The sequence below is a fragment of the Variovorax paradoxus genome (genome assembly GCF_030815975.1).
GTDB classification, from domain to species: Bacteria; Pseudomonadota; Gammaproteobacteria; order Burkholderiales; family Burkholderiaceae_C; genus Variovorax; species Variovorax paradoxus_N.
Map to the genome: position 1 here is coordinate 3,673,817 of NZ_JAUSXL010000002.1, position 21,134 is coordinate 3,694,950.

General features: G+C 67.1%; 23 protein-coding genes. 10 read left to right on the plus strand and 13 right to left on the minus strand.

What is annotated here, in order from left to right:
- Positions 1 to 14: 14 nt before the first annotated feature.
- The 3 genes from QFZ47_RS20930 to QFZ47_RS20940 all read right to left on the minus strand — a co-directional run bounded on the left by QFZ47_RS20930 (position 15) and on the right by QFZ47_RS20940 (position 1,813).
- Positions 15 to 353: a rhodanese-like domain-containing protein gene (locus QFZ47_RS20930; protein ID WP_307657448.1), complete on the minus strand. Its 339-nt coding sequence runs from the start codon at positions 351 to 353 to the stop codon at positions 15 to 17.
- Positions 354 to 367: 14 nt separating this feature from the next.
- Positions 368 to 1,045: a protein-L-isoaspartate O-methyltransferase family protein gene (locus QFZ47_RS20935; protein ID WP_307657449.1), complete on the minus strand. Its 678-nt coding sequence runs from the start codon at positions 1,043 to 1,045 to the stop codon at positions 368 to 370.
- A 90-nt stretch (positions 1,046 to 1,135) separates the two neighbouring features.
- Positions 1,136 to 1,813 carry a TetR/AcrR family transcriptional regulator gene (locus QFZ47_RS20940; RefSeq protein ID WP_307657450.1) on the minus strand — a complete coding sequence of 226 codons (678 nt, stop codon included), beginning with the start codon at positions 1,811 to 1,813 and terminating at the stop codon, positions 1,136 to 1,138.
- Between the two features lie 100 nt (positions 1,814 to 1,913).
- Here QFZ47_RS20940 and msrA point away from each other — a divergent pair, with 100 nt between their 5' ends.
- From msrA to QFZ47_RS20960, 4 genes are all read left to right on the plus strand, one after another.
- Complete coding sequence (msrA, locus tag QFZ47_RS20945; protein WP_307657451.1) at positions 1,914 to 2,465, plus strand: peptide-methionine (S)-S-oxide reductase MsrA; 552 nt, start codon at positions 1,914 to 1,916, stop codon at positions 2,463 to 2,465.
- 26 nt (positions 2,466 to 2,491) lie between these two features.
- Complete coding sequence (locus QFZ47_RS20950) at positions 2,492 to 2,890, plus strand: hypothetical protein (protein ID WP_307657452.1); 399 nt, start codon at positions 2,492 to 2,494, stop codon at positions 2,888 to 2,890.
- Between the two features lie 77 nt (positions 2,891 to 2,967).
- Complete coding sequence (locus tag QFZ47_RS20955) at positions 2,968 to 5,076, plus strand: TonB-dependent receptor (RefSeq protein ID WP_307657453.1); 2,109 nt, start codon at positions 2,968 to 2,970, stop codon at positions 5,074 to 5,076.
- A gap of 377 nt (positions 5,077 to 5,453) precedes the next feature.
- Positions 5,454 to 6,404: an AEC family transporter gene (locus QFZ47_RS20960; RefSeq protein ID WP_307657454.1), complete on the plus strand. Its 951-nt coding sequence runs from the start codon at positions 5,454 to 5,456 to the stop codon at positions 6,402 to 6,404.
- A gap of 89 nt (positions 6,405 to 6,493) precedes the next feature.
- On the opposite strand, the gene QFZ47_RS20965 is transcribed toward QFZ47_RS20960, so the two are convergent.
- Positions 6,494 to 6,856 carry a hypothetical protein gene (locus tag QFZ47_RS20965; RefSeq protein ID WP_307657455.1) on the minus strand — a complete coding sequence of 121 codons (363 nt, stop codon included), beginning with the start codon at positions 6,854 to 6,856 and terminating at the stop codon, positions 6,494 to 6,496.
- Positions 6,857 to 6,874: 18 nt separating this feature from the next.
- Here QFZ47_RS20965 and QFZ47_RS20970 point away from each other — a divergent pair, with 18 nt between their 5' ends.
- Positions 6,875 to 8,086, plus strand: coding sequence for an OmpA family protein (locus QFZ47_RS20970; protein WP_307657456.1), 1,212 nt, complete (start codon positions 6,875 to 6,877; stop codon positions 8,084 to 8,086).
- A gap of 109 nt (positions 8,087 to 8,195) precedes the next feature.
- Here QFZ47_RS20970 and pdxH read toward each other — a convergent pair whose 3' ends face one another.
- Positions 8,196 to 8,873: a pyridoxamine 5'-phosphate oxidase gene (pdxH, locus tag QFZ47_RS20975; RefSeq protein WP_307657457.1), complete on the minus strand. Its 678-nt coding sequence runs from the start codon at positions 8,871 to 8,873 to the stop codon at positions 8,196 to 8,198.
- Between the two features lie 46 nt (positions 8,874 to 8,919).
- Between pdxH and QFZ47_RS20980 the strand changes: the two genes are divergently transcribed.
- Positions 8,920 to 9,486 (plus strand): nucleotidyltransferase family protein, encoded by a 567-nt coding sequence (locus tag QFZ47_RS20980; protein WP_307657458.1) that lies wholly within the window; start codon positions 8,920 to 8,922, stop codon positions 9,484 to 9,486.
- A 4-nt stretch (positions 9,487 to 9,490) separates the two neighbouring features.
- On the opposite strand, the gene QFZ47_RS20985 is transcribed toward QFZ47_RS20980, so the two are convergent.
- Both QFZ47_RS20985 and QFZ47_RS20990 read right to left on the minus strand, forming a co-directional pair.
- A complete protein-coding gene (locus QFZ47_RS20985; RefSeq protein WP_307657459.1) occupies positions 9,491 to 10,033 on the minus strand; it encodes a superoxide dismutase family protein in 543 nt (180 codons plus the stop codon).
- Positions 10,030 to 10,857 (minus strand): gamma-glutamylcyclotransferase, encoded by an 828-nt coding sequence (locus QFZ47_RS20990; protein ID WP_307657460.1) that lies wholly within the window; start codon positions 10,855 to 10,857, stop codon positions 10,030 to 10,032. The genes QFZ47_RS20985 and QFZ47_RS20990 overlap by 4 nt, the downstream gene beginning before the upstream one ends.
- A 48-nt stretch (positions 10,858 to 10,905) precedes the next feature.
- Between QFZ47_RS20990 and QFZ47_RS20995 the strand changes: the two genes are divergently transcribed.
- From QFZ47_RS20995 to QFZ47_RS21010, 4 genes are all read left to right on the plus strand, one after another.
- Positions 10,906 to 11,457, plus strand: coding sequence for an OmpA family protein (locus QFZ47_RS20995; RefSeq protein ID WP_307657461.1), 552 nt, complete (start codon positions 10,906 to 10,908; stop codon positions 11,455 to 11,457).
- 156 nt (positions 11,458 to 11,613) lie between these two features.
- The gene (locus tag QFZ47_RS21000) at positions 11,614 to 13,524 is read left to right on the plus strand and encodes a dihydroxy-acid dehydratase domain-containing protein (RefSeq protein ID WP_307657462.1); all 1,911 of its coding nucleotides are present in this window, start codon (positions 11,614 to 11,616) and stop codon (positions 13,522 to 13,524) included.
- 45 nt (positions 13,525 to 13,569) lie between these two features.
- Positions 13,570 to 14,205, plus strand: coding sequence for a bifunctional 4-hydroxy-2-oxoglutarate aldolase/2-dehydro-3-deoxy-phosphogluconate aldolase (gene eda / locus QFZ47_RS21005; RefSeq protein WP_307657463.1), 636 nt, complete (start codon positions 13,570 to 13,572; stop codon positions 14,203 to 14,205).
- A 7-nt stretch (positions 14,206 to 14,212) separates the two neighbouring features.
- Complete coding sequence (locus QFZ47_RS21010; RefSeq protein WP_307657464.1) at positions 14,213 to 14,941, plus strand: haloacid dehalogenase type II; 729 nt, start codon at positions 14,213 to 14,215, stop codon at positions 14,939 to 14,941.
- A 12-nt stretch (positions 14,942 to 14,953) separates the two neighbouring features.
- Here QFZ47_RS21010 and QFZ47_RS21015 read toward each other — a convergent pair whose 3' ends face one another.
- From QFZ47_RS21015 to QFZ47_RS21040, 6 genes are all read right to left on the minus strand, one after another.
- On the minus strand, positions 14,954 to 16,015 hold the full coding sequence (locus QFZ47_RS21015; RefSeq protein WP_307657465.1) for an acyltransferase family protein: 1,062 nt from the start codon (positions 16,013 to 16,015) through the stop codon (positions 14,954 to 14,956).
- Positions 16,012 to 17,181 (minus strand): hypothetical protein, encoded by a 1,170-nt coding sequence (locus QFZ47_RS21020; RefSeq protein ID WP_307657466.1) that lies wholly within the window; start codon positions 17,179 to 17,181, stop codon positions 16,012 to 16,014. Before QFZ47_RS21020 ends, QFZ47_RS21015 begins: the two co-directional genes overlap by 4 nt.
- A 301-nt stretch (positions 17,182 to 17,482) precedes the next feature.
- The gene (gene gloA / locus QFZ47_RS21025) at positions 17,483 to 17,923 is read right to left on the minus strand and encodes a lactoylglutathione lyase (protein ID WP_307657467.1); all 441 of its coding nucleotides are present in this window, start codon (positions 17,921 to 17,923) and stop codon (positions 17,483 to 17,485) included.
- 44 nt (positions 17,924 to 17,967) lie between these two features.
- A complete protein-coding gene (locus tag QFZ47_RS21030; RefSeq protein ID WP_307657468.1) occupies positions 17,968 to 18,648 on the minus strand; it encodes a glutathione S-transferase family protein in 681 nt (226 codons plus the stop codon).
- Positions 18,649 to 18,750: 102 nt separating this feature from the next.
- The gene (locus tag QFZ47_RS21035; protein WP_307657469.1) at positions 18,751 to 19,434 is read right to left on the minus strand and encodes an ABC transporter ATP-binding protein; all 684 of its coding nucleotides are present in this window, start codon (positions 19,432 to 19,434) and stop codon (positions 18,751 to 18,753) included.
- Entirely contained in the window at positions 19,431 to 21,083 is a 1,653-nt protein-coding gene (locus QFZ47_RS21040; RefSeq protein ID WP_307657470.1) for an ABC transporter permease, read from the minus strand. The genes QFZ47_RS21035 and QFZ47_RS21040 overlap by 4 nt, the downstream gene beginning before the upstream one ends.
- Positions 21,084 to 21,134: the final 51 nt, after the last annotated feature.

Consider the following 21,134-nt stretch of genomic DNA (forward strand, 5'->3'; position numbering starts at 1 on the left):
CCTTGAAGAAAGAATCAGTAGCGCGGCACGGAGGGATCGTGCTGTGCGGACCAGGCGTCGATGCCGCCGGCCACGTTGGCCAGCTCGGCAAAGCCGTTCTGGCTCAGGAAGGCCGCCACGCGCTGGCTGCGCGCACCGTGGTGGCAGAGGCACGCAATGCGCTGGCCTTCTTCGAGCTCGGAAAGCCGCGCCGGAATCTCGTTCATCGGAATGGCCACTAGCGTGAAGCCCTGGGGCGCGACGCTCGCCGTCTGCAGCTCCCAGGGTTCGCGCACGTCGAGCAGCACGGGCGCCGCGCCGGGGTTTTGCGCAAACCAGGCAGCGAGATCGGCGGGGCGGACTTGATCGATCATTCGGAGCCGTCCGTTCAGAACGAGAAGCGCGAGGGCTCGGGGAAATTGAGCAGCCGGGGCGCCACGGTGTCCCAGGGCTGGACCGTGTCCCACTTGCTTTCGCTGCTGCGGGTGACGAAGTGGGCGCGCATCATCGGTTCATCGCCCACGATGGCGGCGAGCCGGCCGCCCACCTTGAGCGAGCCGAGCAGGTTCTGCGGAATGCGCGCCACGGAGCCGCTGAGCACGATCACGTCGAAGCTCGGGCCGCTCGGCAGCGGCACGGCGCCGTCGGCGTTGCGCACCTCGACATTGGCCACGCCGTTCTGGCGCAGGGTTTCGGCGGCACGGGCGGCCAGCGCGGGGTCGATCTCGAGCGAGAGCACCTGGGCCGCGCGATGGGCGAGCAGGGCGGCCATGAAGCCCGATCCGGTGCCGATCTCGAGCACCGACTCGTGCTTCTGCACATGCAGGTCCTGCAGCATGCGTGCCTCGACCTTGGGCGAGAGCATCACCTGGCCGGGAACGGAGCCGTCGCCCAGCGGGAGTTCCATGTCGAAGAAGGCCAGCGCGCGGTGGGCGGGCGGCACGTAGTCTTCGCGCCGGATCGCGGCCAGCAGGTCGAGAATTTCCAGATCGAGCACATCCCAGGGCCGGATCTGCTGTTCGATCATGTTGAAGCGCAGGCGCTCGAGGGAGGGGGTGGGGTTCATGGGAGGCTTTTCCTTGTGGGGCTCAGGACAAACCTTCAATTTTAGGTTGCGCGGCGCGGGCGCGCGGCTGGCCGGCGATGCATTTGCGCGTCATGCCGCGGCTCCGGGCGGCCGCGTGAGGCCGTAAAGCACGGTCTCGGCCTGCGTGGCAAGGTATTTTTCGGGGTCGAACGAGCCTTCCCCGTCGACGCAGATCATGGCCGAGTGCTTCCACAGCATCAGGAAGATCATCGGCGCCACCACGGCGTAGATGGCGTGGTCGACGTCGACCGGCGCGAATTCGCCGCGATCGATGCCGCGCTGCAGAATGCGCCGCAGCAGCGTGTGGCCCGGCCGGACCACCTCCTTGCGGTAGAACTCGGCCAGTTCGGGAAAATTGGCGCCCTCGCTCATCATGAGCTTGGTCAGGCCCGAGGCCTTGGTCATGCCCACGCGCTCCCACCAGACGCGCATGCAGTAGCGCAGCATGTCGGCCGTCGTGCCCTCGAAGGCCTCGAACTCGTCGTTCCACTCGGCAAACCGGCCTCCGAGGTTCTCGACCACCACGGCCTTGAAGAGTTCTTCCTTGCTCGGAAAGTAAAGAAAGAGCGTGCCCTTGGAGACGCCCGCGCGCGCCGCCACTTCCTCGGCACGGGTGGCGGCAAAGCCTTTTTCGACGAACAGGTCGAGCGCCGCCGCCAGCAGTTCGCCCGGACGCGCCTCCTTGCGGCGCTCGCGCTTGGTGCGCACCGGGCAGATCTTGTCGGCAAAGAATCGGGGGGTGGGCATGATATTAATGACTAACGGGTTAGTAATGTAGTGACCGGCATCCGGCCCGTCAAGCCGCGACAATATCGGGTTCGCTTTTTCCCCACCTGCCGGAGCAGCCATGTCCTCTTCACCGTCGCCCACTGAAACCATCGTGCTTGGCGGAGGCTGCTTCTGGTGTACCGAAGCCGTGTTCGATCGCGTGCAGGGCGTGGTGGACGTCGAATCGGGCTACTGCAACGGCCAGGCGGTCAACCCCAGCTACGAGCAGGTGTGCACCGGCCGCACCGGGCATGCGGAGGTGGTGAAGGTGGAATTCGACCCCGCGGCCATCAGCCTGCGCGAGATTCTCGAGATCTTCTTCGTGGTGCACGATCCCACGACCCCGAACCGCCAGGGCAACGACGTGGGCACGCAATACCGCAGCGGCATCTATTTCACGAGCGATGCGCAAAGGCAGGTGGCCGAGGAGGTCATCCGCGAGATCGAGGCGAGCAAGACCTACAGCGCCCCCATCGTGACCGAGGTGGCGCCGCTCGCCAACTACTCGGCGGCCGAGGCCTACCACCAGGACTACTTCCTGAACAACCCGAACCAGGGCTACTGCGCCTTCGTGGTCGGCCCCAAGGTCGAGAAGTTCCAGAAGACCTTCGCCTCGCGCGTCAAGGCCTGATCGATCTCCTATAGGCCCCGCTTCCCGTGCACATCGCCAGCCCCGCCCCGAACCGGACGATTGCGTCGACCCGCGCGATCGCCATCGCGCTGGTGCTTGCGCTGTGGTTCGCGGGCACGCTGGGGCTGATGCACCGGACGCTGCACGTGCCCGGCCTGGCGCAGGCCCATGCGGCTGCGCTGGCGGCCCATCCGGAGGGCGCGCACGCGCATGCGGCCCATGGCATCGGCGGCCTGTTCGGCGACCACTCCGACGCCGAATGCCGGCTCTACGACCAGCTGTCGCATGGTTCGGGCGCGCCCGGCGTGCCGATGGTGGTGCTGCCGGTGCTGCTGCCGTCGGCCACCTTTGCCTACCTTCAGGGCGAAGCCGTCGCCCGCTGGGTTGCGCTGTTCGACGCGCGCGGCCCGCCTTCCACTCGCTGAATCCCCCTGTGTTCCGGTTGCTGCCCCGCGTTGATGCGGATGGCGGCGATCGCCCCTTGGTTCAACGAGTGTTCATCATGATTCCCAATTTCCGTCGCAACGCCATCGGCGCTGCCGTTCTTTTGCTGGCTTCCGTCGCGGCCATGGCCCAGGCCGAGCCCCAGCCGGTACTCCAGGCGCAGCCCGCCGAAGCCGCTGCGCCAGCCCTTCCGGAGATCGCCGTCACCGGCAATCCGCTGGGCGCGAGCGAGCTGATCGCTCCCACCACCACGCTCTCGGGCGACCGGCTCCTGATGCGCTCCGAATCGACGCTCGGCGAGACGCTCAACAACCTGCCCGGCGTGAGCAGCAGCTACTTCGGCCCCAATGCGAGCCGGCCGATCATCCGCGGCCTGGACGGCGACCGCATCCGCATCCTGCAGAACGGCGGCGGCGCGCCCGACGCCTCGTCGCTGAGCTACGACCATGCGGTGCCGATGGACGCGCTGGTCACCGAGCGCGTCGAGGTGCTGCGCGGCCCGTCCGCGCTGCAGTACGGCGGCAGCGCGGTGGGCGGCGTGGTCAACGTGATCGACAACCGCATTCCGAGCGAGCCGATCAACGGCTTCGGCGGCCGCGCCGACCTGGGCTTTTCCACCGGCAACAAGGAGAAGAACGGCGGCGTGCTGCTCGAAGGCGGCAACGACCGCTTCGCGCTGCACGTCGATGCGTTCAGCCGCGACTCCAAGGACGTCTCGGTGCCCATCGACCTGGAATGCAGCAAGCCCGGCTCGCCGTGGCGCGCGCGCAAGATCTGCAATTCGGCCAACGAGGCGCGCGGCGGCGCAGTGGGCGGCACGCTGTTCTTCGACCAGGGCTGGATCGGCGCCTCGGCCAGCACCTACCGCAGCACCTACGGCACCGTGGCCGAGGACGACGTGACCATCGGCATGAAGTCCGACCGCCAGGCGATCGAAGGCGAGTGGCGCCCGGGCGGCTTCATCAGCAGCATCCACGCCAAGGCCAGCCACACCAACTACCGCCACACCGAGTACGAAGGCGGCGAGGCCGGCACCACCTTCTCGAACATGAGCAACGACCTGCGCATCGAGGCGCGCCACCGGAAGATCGGCAACTTCGAAGGCCTGGTCGGCTTTGCGAGCGAAAGCAACCGCTTCGCCGCCGATGGCGAGGAAGCCTTTGCGCCGCACAGCCGCACGCGCTCCAATGCGCTGTTCCTGTACGAGGAACTCGGCACCTCCTGGGGTCGGCTGAGCTTTGGCGCGCGCACCGAGAAGGTCCGCGTCACTTCGCTCGGCTATCCGGAAGATCCGACGGTGACGCGCTTTGCCGTTGGCGAACGCACGTTCAACCCGCACAGCGCGGCCGTGGGCGCGCTGGTCAACCTGACGCCGCAGTGGCAGCTCACCTCGAACCTGGCCTACACCGAGCGGGCACCGAAGGACTACGAACTGCTCGCCAACGGCCCGCACGTGGCAACGGCCGCGTGGGAAGTCGGCAATCCGGACCTCGGCAAGGAAAAGTCGACCGGCTTCGACGTTGGCGCGCAATGGAAGTCGGGCGCCAACACGGCCCGCGTCAACGCCTACGTCACGCAGTTTCGCAACTACATCGGCCTGACGGCATCGGGCCGCGCGCTCGATGAAGAAGGCCAGGTGGTGACCGACCCCGAAGCCACCGACACGCTGGCCGAGTACCTCTACAGCGGCGTGCGCGCGCGCTTCACCGGCATCGAGGCCAGTGGCACCCTGCGCCTGCTGGGCACCGACGGTTTCGCGCGGCTGGCGGACGCCTCGACGCTCGACCTGGAATGGCGCGGCGATGTGGTGCGTGCGAAGAACCTCGACACCGGCGAGCCTCTGCCGCGCGTCGCGCCGTTCCGCGCGGGCGCGACGCTGGCCTACGGCAATGGCCCCTGGAGCGCGCGCTTCGGCTTCGACTACAACGCGGCGCAGCGCCACGTGCCCAGCGTCGGCGCGCGCGAGACCGATGCCTACACGCTGTGGAACGCATCGATTTCCTACCGCATGAAGGTGCAGCGCGCCAACCTCACCTGGTATGCGCGCATCGACAACATCACGAACAAGCTGGCCTACAGCCCGACGTCGATCCTGACGACGACGGTGTACCCGAATGCGCCGCTGCCGGGGCGTTCGCTGAAGGTCGGGTTGCGCGTGACGTTCTGATCCTTGTCTTGCGCCGGCGGGCGCTCTGCGCTCTGTTCAGGGCGCGCTCCCGCCGACGGGGTACCTTGCTCCGCGAATGTCCCCCGGCCTGCGGCCTCCTCCTTTATTTCGCTGCGCAAGGCACCCCATCGACGGGAGCGTTATGCAGAGCGGTTGTTGATCAGCTGTGCACCCAGAGCGTGCCCTGGTGCACAGGGCATCGGGTGCTCCCCGCAGCGAAATAAAGGAGGAGCCGAAGGCGGGGGACATTCGCGGAGGGGAGTACCCGGTGGCCTGTGCACGCGCCCTGGACAACAGCGCCCCGAACACAAGCACCCAGAACGCAAGCTCTGCGAACTCGTCGCAGCGAGAAAGAGCAAGACGCTATCCTCGATGACGTGAACTCTTTCGTCATCTCCTCGCTGCTCCCCGTCGTTCTTCTCATTGCCGTGGGTTACCTCGCGGGCCGGCGCCGCTGGATCGGCGGTAACGCCGTCAAGGACCTGTCGAACCTCATTTTCCTGCTGCTCGCGCCCGCGCTGCTGTTCCGCGCGATGAGCACGGTGCACGTGGAAGAGCTCAGCCTCAAGCCCGTGGCGGCCTACTTCATCGCCTCCGGCCTGCTGTTCGCGGCGACGCTCGCGCTGCGCGGATTCAACCGCACGGCCGCGGTCATCGCGCTGGCCAACACCTACAGCAACACCGTGATGATCGGCATCGCGCTGGTCGGCCTCGCCTACGGAGAGGCGGGCATGGTCGTGCTGCTCACGCTGATCTCGCTGCATTCGCTGGTGCTCCTGACCAGCGCCACGGTCGTGCTCGAACTGGCCGTGGCGCGCGAGCATGCAGCGGTGAGCGGCGAAGAGAAGCGCTCCATGGCGGGCACCGTGCTGCGCGCCCTGCGCAACGCCATCATCCACCCGGTGCCGATGCCGATCATCGCGGGGCTGCTGTTCGCGCAGACCGGGCTCGCGATGCCCGAATTCCTCGACAAGCCGATCGCGTTGCTCGGCCAGGCCTTCGGCCCGGTGGCGCTGGTGATGGTGGGCATCACGCTCGCGCTGACGCCTATCGGGCGGCACTGGCGCGATGCCATGGTGCAGGCACTGGTGAAGAATCTGCTGCATCCGCTGCTGGTGGCCGGCATCGGCTGGCTGCTGGGTGTGCGCGGCATACCGCTCACCGTGATGGTGGTGGCGGCCGCGCTGCCGATCGGCGCCAATGTCTTTCTCTTTTCGCAGCGCTACCGCACATCGGAAGACCTGGTCACGGCCAGCGTCGCGGTGTCGACGGTGCTTGCGCTCGCGACTCTGACGTTGGTCATGACCTTGGTGCAGTGGCTGCCTTGATGCTTTCGTAGCACTAGGCCATTCGGCAGGGTGGCCATTTGGCGAGATGGCGGGCGGCGCCTCTCGCTCTACATTTGCCCGCTGATGATTTACCCGCCGCGGTCTTCGCCGTTTTCCGCCATGGCGCCGATTGCGATGGTGATCGCGCTGTGCGCCGGCGCCATGCCGGCGGCGGCCGAGACGAAGCCATGCCGGACGCCATGCCTGTCCGCCGCCGTGCCGCGCGAGCCGGCGCCCGCGACCGCCCCGGTGGAGCCCAGGCCGGCGCCTGTCGCAGCCCCGCGGCCGAGCGCCAAGCCGAGGCCGCAGGCGGTTGCCGTGGCTGCGCCGCCGTCGCCGCCGACAGCGGAGGTGGAAAAGGCCGCCGCCCCCAAAAGGCAGCCGCTCTCCAGGCGCTGCAGCGACATCAACATGCGTGCCGCGGTCGGCGAGCCGCTGTCGGACGAGGACATGAAGATATTGAGGAGCCAATGCTGATGACGAAGACCACCCACCCCATCCGCACGGCCATGCGCGCGCTGGCGCTGTCGTGCGCCGCGCTGCTTTGCGTTGCGTGCGCGCACCGGCCGGCGCCGGGCAACGCCATGCCTTTCGAGCGGGCCGTCGATCAGGCCGTGGACGACCTGATCGTGCAGACGCAGAAGCTGCCGGCCTTCCTGGCCAAGGTGGAATCGTCGATCAAGCAGAGCCGCATCGTGATCGACCCATTGCTCGAAGGCGCGAGCGGCCAGCAGACCGAAGTCACGCGCGTGGCCGAGCAGCGCATCGTGCAGCGCATGCAGTCGCAGTTCAAGCAGTTCACCGTCACGCCCTTCAACAACGCCGAAATCGAGCGCGCGCAGTACGTGCTCAACGGCACGCTGGTGCGCGACAAGGATTCGACCGACGGGCGCTACCGGCTGAACCTGGCGCTGACCGAGATCAAGAGCGGCGTGGTCATTGCGCAATCGGTGGCGCGCATCAGCGACGCGACGCTCGACACGCGTCCCACGGCCTTCTTTCGCGACAGCCCGGTGAACGGCAAGGACCGCGGCGTGGAAGGCTACATCCGCACCGCCGAAACCCAGCCCGGGCAAGCCGCCGATGCGCTCTACCTGGAGCGCCTGCCCACGGCGACCGTGCTGCAGGAAGCCACCACCGCCTACGAGGCCGGCCGCATGAGCGAGGCGCTCAGCCGCTATGAGGCCGCTTCGCGCCGGCCCGACGGCCAGCAGCTGCGCATCTACAGCGGCCTGTATCTCACGCAGGCCCAGCTCGGCCGAACGGCCGATGCGGAAAAAACCTTCGGCACCCTGGCGCGGCTCGGGCTGGAAACCAACAACCTGAGCGTCAAGTTCCTGTTCAAGCCCGGCTCGACCGATTTCCTGGCCGATCCGAAGATCAGCGCCGCCTATCCGATGTGGCTGCGGCAGATCGCGCGCCAGGCCGCACAGATCGACTCCTGCGTGGTGGTCACGGGCCATACGAGCCGCACCGGTTCGGAGTCGGTCAACGAGCGCCTGTCGCTGCAGCGCGCGGTCAGCGTGAAGACCCGGCTGGTGGGCGAGGCGCCGCCGCTGTCGAAGAAGCTGCGCGAGTCCGGCATGGGATTCCGCGAGAACATCGTGGGCACGGGTGCGGACGATGCCAGCGATGCGCTCGACCGCCGCGTCGAGTTCAAGGTCGCGCCTTGCGAAACTTGACCCACCCCCGTAGCAGCTCACTTCGTGTAGCCGCCTCCCCCTCAAGGGGGCAACACCTGCGGCCCGGCAAAGCCGGTTCCGCGGTGTTCCGCGAAAAAGGCGGGGAAGCTCAAGGGGCCAGGCGTTCACGCACCCAGGTGGCGCCTTCGAGCCGGTAGCGCAGCCGGTCGTGCAGGCGGCTCTTGCGGCCTTGCCAGAATTCCCAGCGGTCCGGCACCAGCCGGTAGCCGCCCCAGTGCGGCGGGCGCGGCGGCGAGAGCAGGTGCCTGGCGGCGGCCACGGCCGCGTTCTTGACCAGCACCTCACGGCCGCTGATCACCTCGCTCTGCGGACTGGCCCAGGCGCCGATGCGCGAATCGAGCGGGCGGCTCGCAAAGTAGGCATCGCTTTCCTCCGCGCTCGCCTTTTCCACACGGCCCTCGATGCGCACCACGCGTTCGAGCTCGACCCAATGGAACTGCAAGGCCGCATACGGATTGCCCGACAGCTCGCGGCCCTTGCGGCTTTCGTAGTTGGTGTACCAGACGATGCCGCGCGCGTCATAGCCCTTGATGAGCACGATGCGGCTCGAAGGCCGCAGGTCGCCGCCCACGGTGCACAGGGTCATCGCATTGGGCTCGGGCACCTGCGCGTCGATGGCTTCGCCGAGCCAGCGCTCGAACTGCTTGAGGGGATCGTCGGCGCTGTGGGTTTCGCCGAGTTCGGAGCGCTCGTAGCTCTTGCGCAGCGCGGCCAGGGTTTCGTTGGTTGTTGGAGAAGAAGAACTCATGCCGGCATTGTTGCGCATGCACCGCCGCGCGGCACTGCGGGCGTTCCGCGGACATACTCGGCGCATGGCGACAAAGGCGAATTCTCCGTGCGTGATCGTGCTGGCCTCGGGCCGCGGCGAGCGCTTCATCGCGGCCGGCGGCACCGGCCCCAAACTGCAGGCGCCGCTGGCGGGCAAGCCGCTGCTCGAACGCACGCTGGACGCGGTGCGTGCGAGCGGCCTGCCGTGGCGGGTTGAAGACGCCGGGCATCCGGGCATGGGCGACTCGATTGCGGCCGCGGTGCGCGCCACGCCGGACGCCGCCGGCTGGCTGATTCTTCCGGGCGACCTGCCGCTGGTGCGCCCGGAGACGCTGCGCGCCGTGGCGGGGGCGCTGGCCGGCCGGGTGCGCGCGGTGCAGCCGCAGTACAGGGGCGAGCGCGGCCATCCGGTGGGTTTTTCGGCCGGCTGCGGGGCGCAGCTCGCGGCGCTCAGGGGCACGCTTGGCGCATCCTCCATCCTGAAGGCGATGCGCGCCATCGATGCGGTGGCCGACCTGGTGGTGGACGACGTCGGCATCGTGACCGACATCGACACGCCGGAGGCCCTGGCAGCCGCCGAGGCGCTCTGGCTGGAGCGCTTCTCGGGCTAGCCGGTCAGCGCCGCGCGATCACCGCGCAGGCGGTGCGCGGGCCGGAGTTGCCGGCCGGTTGGGTGGTGAAATCGTCGCGGTCGCGGTGCACGACGAGCGCGCGGCCCACCACGTTGTTGGCGGCGCCTTCGGTCAGCGAGATCGTGTGCACGTCGACGCTGAAGCGCGCCACGCCGCTCGCATCGGCCACCAGGCTCGGCAGTTCGCCGGCATGGCTGCCGGGCGCGCTGAACTTGCCGTGCGTGCCGCCGGCGGGGTTGAAGTGGCCGCCCGAGGCGTTGCCGTTGTCGCCGCAGTCGCCCTTTTCATGGATGTGGAAACCGTGCTCGCTGCCTGGCGCGAAGCCGCGCACCTCGCCCGCCACGCGCACGCCATGGTCCAGCGCGGTGAAGGTCACCGTGCCCCGCGTGGGGTTGGGCGAGATCGCGGCGGTAGGCATCAGTTCGGCGGCCGTGCTCGGCTTGCCGCCCATCATGCTGCCGCAGGCCGAAAGCAGGGCACTGACGAGAAGGGCGGTGCCGGTGGCGGCGAGAAGACGATGGTTCATGGTTTTTCCTTGGACGGTCCGGAGGATTGTTGGGGAAGGGAAGAGGAAAAAGGAGATTTGTCCGGAGACCCCGGAACATATACCGGAGCCGGCGCCATCCCGCAATCGGCCGCCGTCCCGGCCTCTGCCTGCCGCTCCTGTGCCTCCTGCCGCTCCTGTTCCTCCTGCCTCTCGTGGGCCAGCGCCACCAGCCGTGCCAGGGCCGCATCGTGGATCGAATGGCGGCGCAGTTCCAGCAGGGTCTGGCGCGCGTAGTCGAGCGAGCTTCCGTAGCGGCCGACGGCATGCGTGAAGATGTGGCGATAGCGCTCATCGCTGAGCTCGCCGGTGAAGTTGGGGCTGCGCCTGGAGAGCGTGAAGCCGAGCGCACGCACGTCGCCTTCCGGCGTGGTGCATTTCAGCCACCTGGGGTCGTACACGCCGGTGGGCATTTCGCGCAGCCAGAGCCTGCGAAGCGTTTCGAGCCCATGGGCGGAGGGCACCCGGAACACCATGCCGCGGCAGCTGCCGCCCGACAGCAGGCCGAAAACGAGGCCAGGCGTCTGGACGCTGCCGCGGTTGATGCGGCTCCACATCTTGAGTGCGCGGTGCCAGCCATGCACCCAGGCCGGGCGGCGCTCCGCGAAGTCGAATTCAGGCCGCCAGATCAGCGAGCCGTAGCCGAAGAGCCAGAGGTCGTCGCGGCCGCCCCAGTCGGCAATGGCCTGTTCGAGCATGGGTTGCGGGTCGCGCAGCGGCCTGGGCAGCGGGTCCAGGCCCGGCGGTCCGGGATCGGGTGCGGGGCCCGAGGGGCCGGCGCCTACAATTTCGCGATCATGGTTCACCGCACCATTATTTACCGACCTCTCTCTTCTTACGGAGTACGACCCCTCATGAGCGACGACGACAGCCAGCAAAACTTCATCCTCGGATTTCTCCTGGCATTGATCGCGCTGGTGATTTTCTTCGTGCTGGGCGTGGTGCTCTGGCACAAGAGCCATGGGCCGGCAGCGGCCGGCATGCCCGCCGTCGCGGTGGCGGCGGTGGCCGCGGGGCCGGCCACCAACACCACAGTAGCCGAAGTGACCGAGACGGTGACGGTCGTCATTCCCGACGGGGCCAGCATCCGCGTGGCCGACGGCGTGGTGAACTTCTATTTCGCCACCGGCAGCGCCGACCTGGCGCCCCGCGCGGCCGAGGCGCTGGCCACCGTCATCAAGGGCGTGGAGAGCGGGCGCAAGGCCGTGGTCTCGGGCTTTCATGACACCACCGGCGACGCGGCCATCAACGAGCAGCTTGCGAAGAAACGCGCCGAAACAATCCGTGACGTGCTGGTGGGCCTGGGTGTGCCGGCCGGCAAGGTCGACCTGCAGAGGCCCGCCATCACCGCGGGTTCGGGCAACGACGCCGAGGCGCGGCGCGTGGAAGTCAAGCTGGTCGACTGAGCCGGCCGCCAGCAGATCCGGATTCGCCAATCCGTATTGCCGGGGTGCGGATTTCCATCGGCCTCGGCCGTGGCGTCTTGGTACCATTGACTCCCACGTCGAAGGTCGCAAAAGCGACAGTGACCGGATGCCGGCAGCGCGACCGAAACCATCCCCATGAGCACACATTCCACCGTCCTTGACGTCACCGATCGCATTCGCGAACGCAGCCGGGGGCCGCGCAGCGCATACCTCCAGCGGCTGGCGGAAATCCGCAGCCGCGACCGGGGCTCCGACCGCATGGGCTGCGCCAACGTCGCGCATGCCGTGGCCGGCATCCCGGCCAACGACAAGTTCAAGGTGGTGACGGAGCGCGCGCCCAACATCGGCATCGTCACCGCCTACAACGACATGCTCTCGGCCCACGCGCCGTACCAGGGCTACCCCGACATCATCAAGCAAGAAGCGCGCAGCCTCGGCGCCACCGCGCAGGTGGCCGGCGGCGTGCCCGCCATGTGCGACGGCGTGACCCAGGGCACGCCCGGCATGGAGCTGAGCCTCTTCAGCCGCGACGTGATCGCCATGGGCACGGCCATCGCGCTCACGCACGACATGTTCGACGGCGCCCTGCTGCTGGGCGTGTGCGACAAGATCGTGCCTGGCCTTTTGATTGGCGCGCTGCACTTCGGGCACCTGCCCACGGTGTTCGTGCCCGCCGGTCCGATGCCCTCGGGTTTGTCGAACGGCGAGAAGTCGAAGGTGCGCGAACAGGCGGCGCAGGGCCTGGTCGGCCGGCAGGGCCTGCTCGACGCCGAGATGGCGGCCTACCACACCATGGGCACCTGCACCTTCTACGGCACCGCCAACAGCAACCAGATGCTGCTCGAGGCCATGGGCCTGCACGTGCCCGGCACCGCTTTCATCCAGCCCGGCGACGCCATGCGCGAAACGCTCACGCGCGAGGCTGTGCGCACCGTGCTGGGCAAGTCGGGCGTGGGCGGCGTCGAGCGCCGCGCCGGGCCGCCCCAAGCAAGCGAGCGCCCCCTCGGGGGGCAGCGAGGACACGAAGTGCCGAGCGTGGGGGCCTGGTCTTGCCCTCCTATCGGCGAAATGGTCGACGAGCGCTGCATCGTCAATGCCATGGTGGCGCTGCTGGCCACCGGCGGCTCCACCAATCACCTGATCCACTGGGTGGCGGTGGCGCGCTCGGCCGGCATCGTGATCGACTGGGACGACTTCTCCCGGCTCTCCGACGTGATCCCTCTGCTGACGCGCGTCTATCCCAACGGCAGCGCCGACGTGAATGCGTTCCAGGCCGCGGGCGGTCCGGGCTTCGTGATCGGCGAACTGCTCGACGCCGGCCTGATGCATGCCGACGTGCTGACCGTGCGCGCCGGCGGCATCCGCGAGTTCGCGAACATCCCCTCCCTTGCGGACGACAGGCGCCTGGTCTGGACTTCCGCCGCGCCGTCCAAGGACGACACCGTCGCGCGGCCTGTCGAGAGCCCCTTCAGCGCCACCGGCGGCCTGAAGCTGCTCAACGGCAATCTGGGGCGCAGCGTGATCAAGGTGTCTTCGGTGCCCGACGACCGCCATGTGATCGAGGCGCCGGCGCGCGTCTTCGATTCGCAGGCCGCGCTGCACCAGGCCTTCACCGCCGGCGAGCTGGAGCGCGACGTGGTCTGCGTGGTGCGCTGGCAGGGGCCGCAGGCCAACGGCATGCCCGAACTGCACAAGCTCACGCCGCCGCTGTCGGTGCTGCAGGGCAAGGGCTTTCGCGTGGCGCTGGTCACCGACGGCCGCATGAGCGGCGCCTCGGGCAAGGTGCCGGCCGCCATCCACGTTTCTCCGGAAGCCGCCGCGGGTGGCCCATTGGCCAAGGTGCGCGATGGCGACGTCGTGCGCCTGGACGCCGTGGCGGGCACGCTTGCAGTGCTGGTGCCCGACGACGAATGGGCCGAACGCGAGATCGCCAAGCTGCCCGAGGCCAAGCGCATCGACGACGGCCATGGACTCGGCCGCGAGCTGTTCGCAGGGATGCGCCGCAATGCATTGACCGCCGAAGAAGGCGCATGCTCATGGCTGTGAGCAAGCTCAGGCCCGAAGGCATGCGTCACGTAATGGAGCAATGAAATGACAGACAAACTCACCGCACTCGAGGTCATGCGCGACGCACCGGTCATTCCGGTGATCGTGCTGCACGACGTCAAACATGCCATTCCACTGGCGCGCGCGCTGGTGGCTGGCGGCATCCGCATGCTTGAGGTCACGTTGCGCACGCCGCAGGCGCTCGAATGCATCGAGGCCATTGCCCGGGACGTGCCCGATGCCGTGGCCGGCGCGGGCACCATCCGCAGCGCGGCCGACGCACAGGCCTCGGCGCTGGCGGGCGCGAAGTTCGGCGTGAGCCCGGGCTATACGCGCGCCGTGGGCAAGGCCTGCCACGACCTCGGCCTGCCGCTCTTGCCCGGGGTTGCCACCGGCAGCGAGATCATGACCGCGCAGGAAGACGGATACACCCAACTCAAGTTCTTTCCCGCGCTGCAGGCGGGCGGCATCCCGATGCTGAAGGCGTGGCAGGGCCCGTTCGGCGACGTGACCTTCTGCCCGACGGGCGGCATCCATGCGGACAACGCGGCCGAGTTTCTCGCGCTCTCGAATGTGGCGTGCGTGGGCGGTTCGTGGATCGTGCCGGCCGACGCCATCCGCAACGGCGACTGGGCGCGCATCGAACAGCTCGCACGCGCGGCGAGCCAACTCTCACGCTGATCCGGCCATGCGCGCGGATTTCGACGCCAGTGACCTGAAGGTCATTGCCTTCGACGTTTTCGGCACCGTGGTCGATTGGCACAGCGGCATCGCCGCCGAGGCCGAGCGGGCATTGCCAGGCGTCGACGGCGCCGCCTTTGCGCTCGCCTGGCGTGCGGGCTACCAGCCCGCCATGAAATCCGTGATGGAGCGCATCGCGGCGGGCGAGGGCGGCTTCACGCTGCTTGATGAGCTGCACCTGAGCATGCTCGAACAGGTGCTGCACGACTTCAGCCTGGCCGACCGGCTCGATACCGCCGCCAAGCGCGACCTGAGCCGGGCCTGGCACCGCCTGCCCGCCTGGCCCGATGCGGTGGAGGGGCTCACGCGCCTCAAGAAGAAATTCACCATCTGCACGCTCTCCAACGGCAACATTGGCCTCTTGACCGAAATGGCCAAGCGCGCCGGCCTGCCCTGGGACTGCGTGCTGTCGGCCGAAGTGTTCAAGGCCTACAAGCCCGATCCGCGCACCTATCTGGGCGTGGCGGGCGTGTTCGACGCAACGCCGGGGCAGGTGATGCTGGCCGCCGCACACCACGACGACCTGGCCGCCGCGCGCGTGTGCGGCCTGAAAACTGCCTACATCGAGCGTCCGCACGAGTTCGGCCGCGCCAAGCCGAAGGACGTTTCGCCGCATCCGGACAACAGCCTGCACGCGCGCGACATCAGGCAACTGGCCGATCTGCTGGGCTGCTGAACCGCGGCGCAATCACCTTGCCCTTGCCGCGTTGAAGGATTTCGCGGACTTGATCATCCCGCGCATCATCTGCGTGAGCGGGAATTCCACGAACCTGTAGACCATGTGCGAAGCCCAGATCGACGCGATACAGATCGCAACGGAAATGGCAAGGATCTGAAGCACCGAGCCGAAGCCGAGCAGTTTGACCGTGAGCGGAATCGCAACCAGGATGAATGGGTGAAACAGGTACAGCGAATACGAGCTGTCCCCAATGGCCAGTATCACGCGCAGCCTGGCCCAGAACGATCCAAGCGATATCAGCCCGAAGAAGATCATTGCGGCGGGAATCGCCAGTGCAAACCCTCTGAGTTCGCTGTTTCCAAGGCCTTCGGAAATTGCCAGGTGCGCAAGAAAGGCCCCGGCGATCATCAAGACGATGGATGCCGGCGTGCTCCGCCGGATCAGCCCTTTCTTGAACGCCACGCCAATTGCCACTCCGAATGCAAACTCCAAAAACAATGAAAAATTCATTACCTTGTAGTCGATGCCGGAAAGCAATCCAGTGAACGATGCGGCGGCCAATACCAGGCATGCGAGGTAGGCATTCTTCGGCTTTGCGCTCGGCAGTGCGACCAAGGCCCACAAGCCGTAGAAAATGATCTCGTAGGTGAGCGTCCATCCGTTGTTGACCAGGTACGGGGCGGATGTGGGCCACAAAAAGAACGACGCGGCAATGTCGGTGGGCAACTGGGCATTGCTGTTGATCAGCTTCGGCGCAAAGATGAAGACCAGCAGCGCCAGCAAAGACAGTCCCCAATACAGGGGAAACACCCGGACGATCCGCTTCTCCATGAATTCCACATGGGTCATGGTCTTGTTGGCCGTGACAAAGTAGATGATGAAGCCGCTGATCATGAAGAATATGTCGACGCCGATGATCCCGAAATCGAACAGCGGAATGGCGCCGCCAGAAAGCGCATGCGCTTTCTGCGCTGCATGGTGAATCACGACCAGAAGCGCGGCAATGCCTCTGCCTGCCTGAATGGATTCGACGTACTGTGGCTGATCGACCGCAATGGATTGGGATTTCACGAAATGCGATCCTGATGGGTGGGGCGAACAAAGAGCGGGCTGCTTGAAACGGCAGCGGCGGCCCGCCTGCGCCGCAGGAGGAGCCTCTTCTCGGCGAGTTCGGTTTTCTGCGCCAGCGCCATGGCAGAAAAGACGAGCGGACTCACGATGGCGAAGTGGCGAGCAAACGAGCCGAAGTCGGGCTCGAACACCCCTTCGATGATCAGGAAGGACAGGGGCGCAAGGGCGACCTTGCCCGCCTGGATCAGGCTCTTGTTGCTCGACTTGGCGCCTTCGACAATGACTTTCACCATCCATACGAACGTGAAAGGCATGATCGAGATGAACGCCAGTTGGCTGACCGACCCGAAGCGCAGAAGTTCGAGCGGAAACGCCAGCCGGAAGAATGTGATCGTGGCGTTGAGCGCCTGCAGCAGGGCGTTGTCGGAAGCGATGACCGCCTCGATGACCGTCCGCGAGCCTTCGGCGCCGACGTCGCGGTTCTCGTTGACCGTGGCCCGGGCAAAGTCCAGGGTGACGCCGAGTGCGATCTGGAACGTCAGCGCGAGCGCGATATAGACCAGGACGATGATGACCAAGAGCCTGAACACGGTGAGTTGCTTTCTTATCAACCGCAGTCCGAGCCAGACGGCACTCACCAACAGCCAATACTTTCTGACCACCCAGCCATAGATCGTCGACGACAGGAACCACGTCAGCCCGAACCCGCTGTGCTGCGCGGCCACGACCGAGAGCAGCACCACGCAGGCCGACAGCATGTCCTTCGAAAGGACCGACAGGAAAATGGCTCTGATGAACCCCCATGCGAGCGACACCAGAAATACGCCAAGGGGTATTCGGCTGAACTGGAGTATGGGTATGACGGTCAACGTGACGCTCAGCAGCGCACCGGCAATGGGCGCCGTTTTGGCGCTCAGCCCGGCCGATTCCAGCAGGAATGCGCTGCACGCATAGGAATTTCTTTCCTCGATCGTGGTGGACGTGAGCTGGCACAAATCCGCGCCATAAAAGCTGAGAAGCGTTTCTTCATCCGGAAAATTCTGAGCCGCCGTGTCGTGGTAGAGAAACGGAATGACGCCGACAATCAGGGCGGAAAAGAAAAAGATGATCAGCGATATGGCCGGATCAATGGGCTTGCCGCGTATGCTCAGAATGGTCAATGTCATTCCGCTTGGAAGAAAGCGCTCATGTAGAAGATAGTTCAAAGAATAAGGAGCATTCGGAGCCACATCCGAATGGGCAATCTTGCTGAACTGTGCAGCTCTTTGATCGCGATTCCGGGTATCAGAATGTGATGCGTCCTGCATCAGCACTACCCCTTGAAAATACCAGCAAAGAATATGCCGATCGCCTTTAAAAGGTGATCATTTGTATCCTCAATTCGGCCCCCGCTGCGCGCAGGCGGAAGCCGGGCGCCGGCACCGTGGCGGGGTGCCGCGTCCTTTCACGAATCGAACAATATCCCGGTCAGGATGCGCGCAGGGCGTCCGCCGTGGCCGGGCGGCCGTCGCCGGAAGCCTTCGATTTGTCTTGTATGAGCTCGATCTTGTAGCCATCCGGATCGGTCACGAAGGCGATCACCGTGGTGCCGCCTTTCACGGGGCCGGCTTCGCGCGTGACGTTGCCGCCGGCGGCCTTGATCTTTTCGCAGGCCGCGTAGGCGTCGGGCACGCCCAGCGCGATGTGGCCGTAGGCGGTGCCGAGTTCGTAGTTTTCGGTGCCCCAGTTGTAGGTGAGCTCGATCTCGGCCTGGTCGGGGTTGCCGCCGCCGTAGCCGACGAAGGCGAGGCTGTATTTGTACTCGGGGTTTTCCGAAGTGCGCAGCAGGTTCATGCCAAGCACCTGGGTGTAGAAGTCGATCGAACGCTGGAGGTTGCCGACGCGCAGCATGGTGTGGAGGAGTCGCATCTCGTGGGATCTGTGGTTGCGGGGAAGAATTTCCATTGTCGGTTCTAGGCGAGCGCGAGCAAGTGCGACTCGTGCTTGCGCAGGAATTCGCGCAGGTGCTGCGCATACTCCGGCACCACCGCGCTGCGCACGCTCGGCCGCGCCGCCAACGCGCGGCGCCATGCATTCACCTTGGGCAAGGCATCGAAGATGTGCGAATTGCTGATTTCGTCGAACACCTCGAAGTAGCGAAAGATCGGCGCGAACACCGCATCGACCAGGCTGAAGTCCTTGCCAGCGAAGTAGGGGCCCGCGCCGAGCGCGGCTTCGACGCGCTCGAATTTGGCGGCAAGCGCCAGGCGCTTCTGCTCGAACACTTCGGCATCGCGCGTGGTTTCGTAGCCCCACAGGTCGCCCAGGACCGCCGAGCCGAACTCCATCCACGCGCGATGCTCGGCGCGGGTGAGCGGGTCTTCGGGATGCAGGCGCGGTCCGGGCTGGGTCTCTTCGAGGTATTCGCAGATCACATTGCTCTCGAACAGCACCGCCTCGCTGCCATCGGGGCGCTGAAGCCGCAGCAGCGGCACCTTGCCCAGCGGCGAGATCGCGACGAACCAGTCCGGCTTGTTCGCAAGATCGATCACCACGCGCTCGAAGGGCACGTTCTTTTCGGCCAGGGCGATGGCGGCGCGCTGCACGTAGGGGCACAGCAGGTGGCTGACGAGAGTGAGGGGCTTGTTGGACATGGCGTTGGCGCTCCGGAAAAGTTGAAAGTGGGACCGCGGCAATTCTTGCGGCCCCGAACAACCTTTTCCCGAAAAGCCCATTCGCCGAACGGGCGGCTTGTGCTATTTGCCGGTGTCCAGCCAATGCGTGATGCGGCCCGCATGCATCACGCCGATCCGGTCGGCCATGGCATGGGCCTCGGCCTCGTTGTGGGTGACCAGGATCGCGGTTTGCCCGGCGCGCTGGAGGATGCCGCGCACCTGCGCCGTGAGGCGTTCGCGCGTGCCGCCGTCGAGGTTCGAAAACGGCTCGTCGAGCAGCAGCAGCGCGGGTGAAGGCGCCAGCGCGCGCGCGAGCGCAATGCGCTGCTGCTGGCCGCCGGAGAGTTCATGCGGAAAACGCTCGCCGGCATCGGCCAGGCCCACGAGCGCCAGCATCTCGGCCACGCGCGCCTGTTGCTGCGCACGGCTCGAGCGGCGCAGGCCGAAGGCCACGTTCTGGCCTGCCGACAGATGGGGAAACAGCGCGTACTCCTGGAACATCATGCCCACGCGGCGCTGCTCGGGCGCCAGGTGCACCCGGGTCGAGGAGAGCAGCACCTCGCCGAGCTGGATGGTGCCCGCGCGCAGCGGCTCGAAGCCCGCAATCGCCCGCAGCACCGTGGTCTTGCCGCAGCCCGAGGGGCCGAACAGGCACGCGATCTCGCCCGCCCGCAGCGAAAGCGAGAAGTCGTTGACCACGGCATGCAGGCCGCGCGGCGTTTCGTAGGCGAGGTGGATCGATTCGATGGAAAGAGGGGAACTCATTGTGTCTCTGCAGCTGGCGTGCCCAGTTGGTTGCGCGCGAGCAGCACCACCGGCAGCAGGCCGGCCGCCACGATGGCGAGCGCGGCAATCGCGCCTTCTTCATACGTGCCGCGAGCGGCCTCGGCATAGAGCCAGGTGGCCAGCGTGTCGAAATTGGCCGGCCGCAAGAGCAACGTGGCCGGCAGTTCCTTCATTGCATCGACGAAGACCAGCAGCGCACCCGTGGCAATGGCGGGCTGCAGAAGCGGCAGGTGCACGCGCCTGAGCGTGCCGCCGCTGGTCTCGCCCAGCAGCCGCGAAGCCTGCTCGATGGCGGGCGGAATGCGCGCGAGCCCGGCTTCGATGCCGCCGACCGGCATGGCGAGAAAACGGATCGCGCAGGCCGCCACCAGCACGATGCCCGCGCCCATGAGCGGCAAGCCCTGCAGGCCGAGCATGCCGGCAAGCGCGGCGTCGAACGCAAGCGCCGGCGTGAGCAGGCCGATGGCGAGCACCGTGCCCGGCAGCGCATAGCCCAGCGTGGCTGCGCGCGCCTGCCACCTTGCGCGGTTGGGGCGCGATCCCTGGCTGCGCGTGGCCCACGCCACCACCAGTCCCGCGGCCACGGCCGCCACGGTGACGCCGGCGGCCAGCGTGATCGTGTTGCCGAGGCTCGCCAGCAAACCTTGCGACACGCCACCGCCCTGGCGCAGCCGCTTGGCGCTTTCCCAGACCAGGTAGAGGGCGGGGGCCACGAAGCCGATCAGCACCGGCAGCGCCGCGGTGGCAGTGGCGAGCCAGGCGGTGCTGCCGTGCAGGCGCCGCGGCTGCATCGCGCGCATGCGCTGCGCCGAGCCGAAGCGCTGGTGCCGGCGCCCGTTGCGTTCGAGCCAGACCAGCGCCACCACCACGAACAGCATGGCGCAGGCGATCTGCGCCGCGCCGGCCAGGTCGGAGCGCGTGATCCACGTGGTGTAGACCGCCACCGTGAGCGTGTTCACGCCCAGGAATTCGGAGGCGCCGATGTCGTTGAGCGTTTCGAGCAGCGCCAGGCTCAGGCCCACCGCGAGCGCCGGCCGCGCCAGCGGCAGCGCCACGCGAAAGAAGGCGCCGCGCCGGCTTTCGCCCAGCGTGCGCGCCGCTTCCATCAGATGCGCGGGCTGCGTCATGAACATGGCGCGCGCGGTCATGTAGACATAGGGGTAGAGCACGAAGCCCAGCACGAAGATCGCGCCCGGCATCGAGCGCAGGTCAGGCAGGCGGAACTGGCGCGGACTGTCGAAGCCCAGCGCCCAGCGGATCGCGCCTTGCACCGGGCCGATCGGATGCAGCAGGTCCAGGTAGGCAAAGGCGACGATGTAAGTCGGCATCGCGAGCGGCAGCAGCAGCGCCCAGTTCAGCACGCGGCGCCCCGGAAAATCGCAGGCCGTCACGAGCCATGCGCAGCCGGTGCCGATCACCAGCACCAGCGCGCCCACGCCCGCGAGCAGCAGGGCCGTGTTGAGCGCGGCCTGCGGCAGCACGTGGGCGAACAGCGGCCCCCAGTGCGCGATGCCGGAGCCGAAGGCGAGCCAGGCGAGCATGAGCACCGGCGCGAGCACGCCAATGGCGACGACGAAAGAGGCACAGCGCCAGACCGGGCCCGCGGCCTGCAGGCCGCCGAAACTCATGCAGAACACTGGCCTCCCATTGCTCCCGCTCCTTCGGAAAACACCACGGAA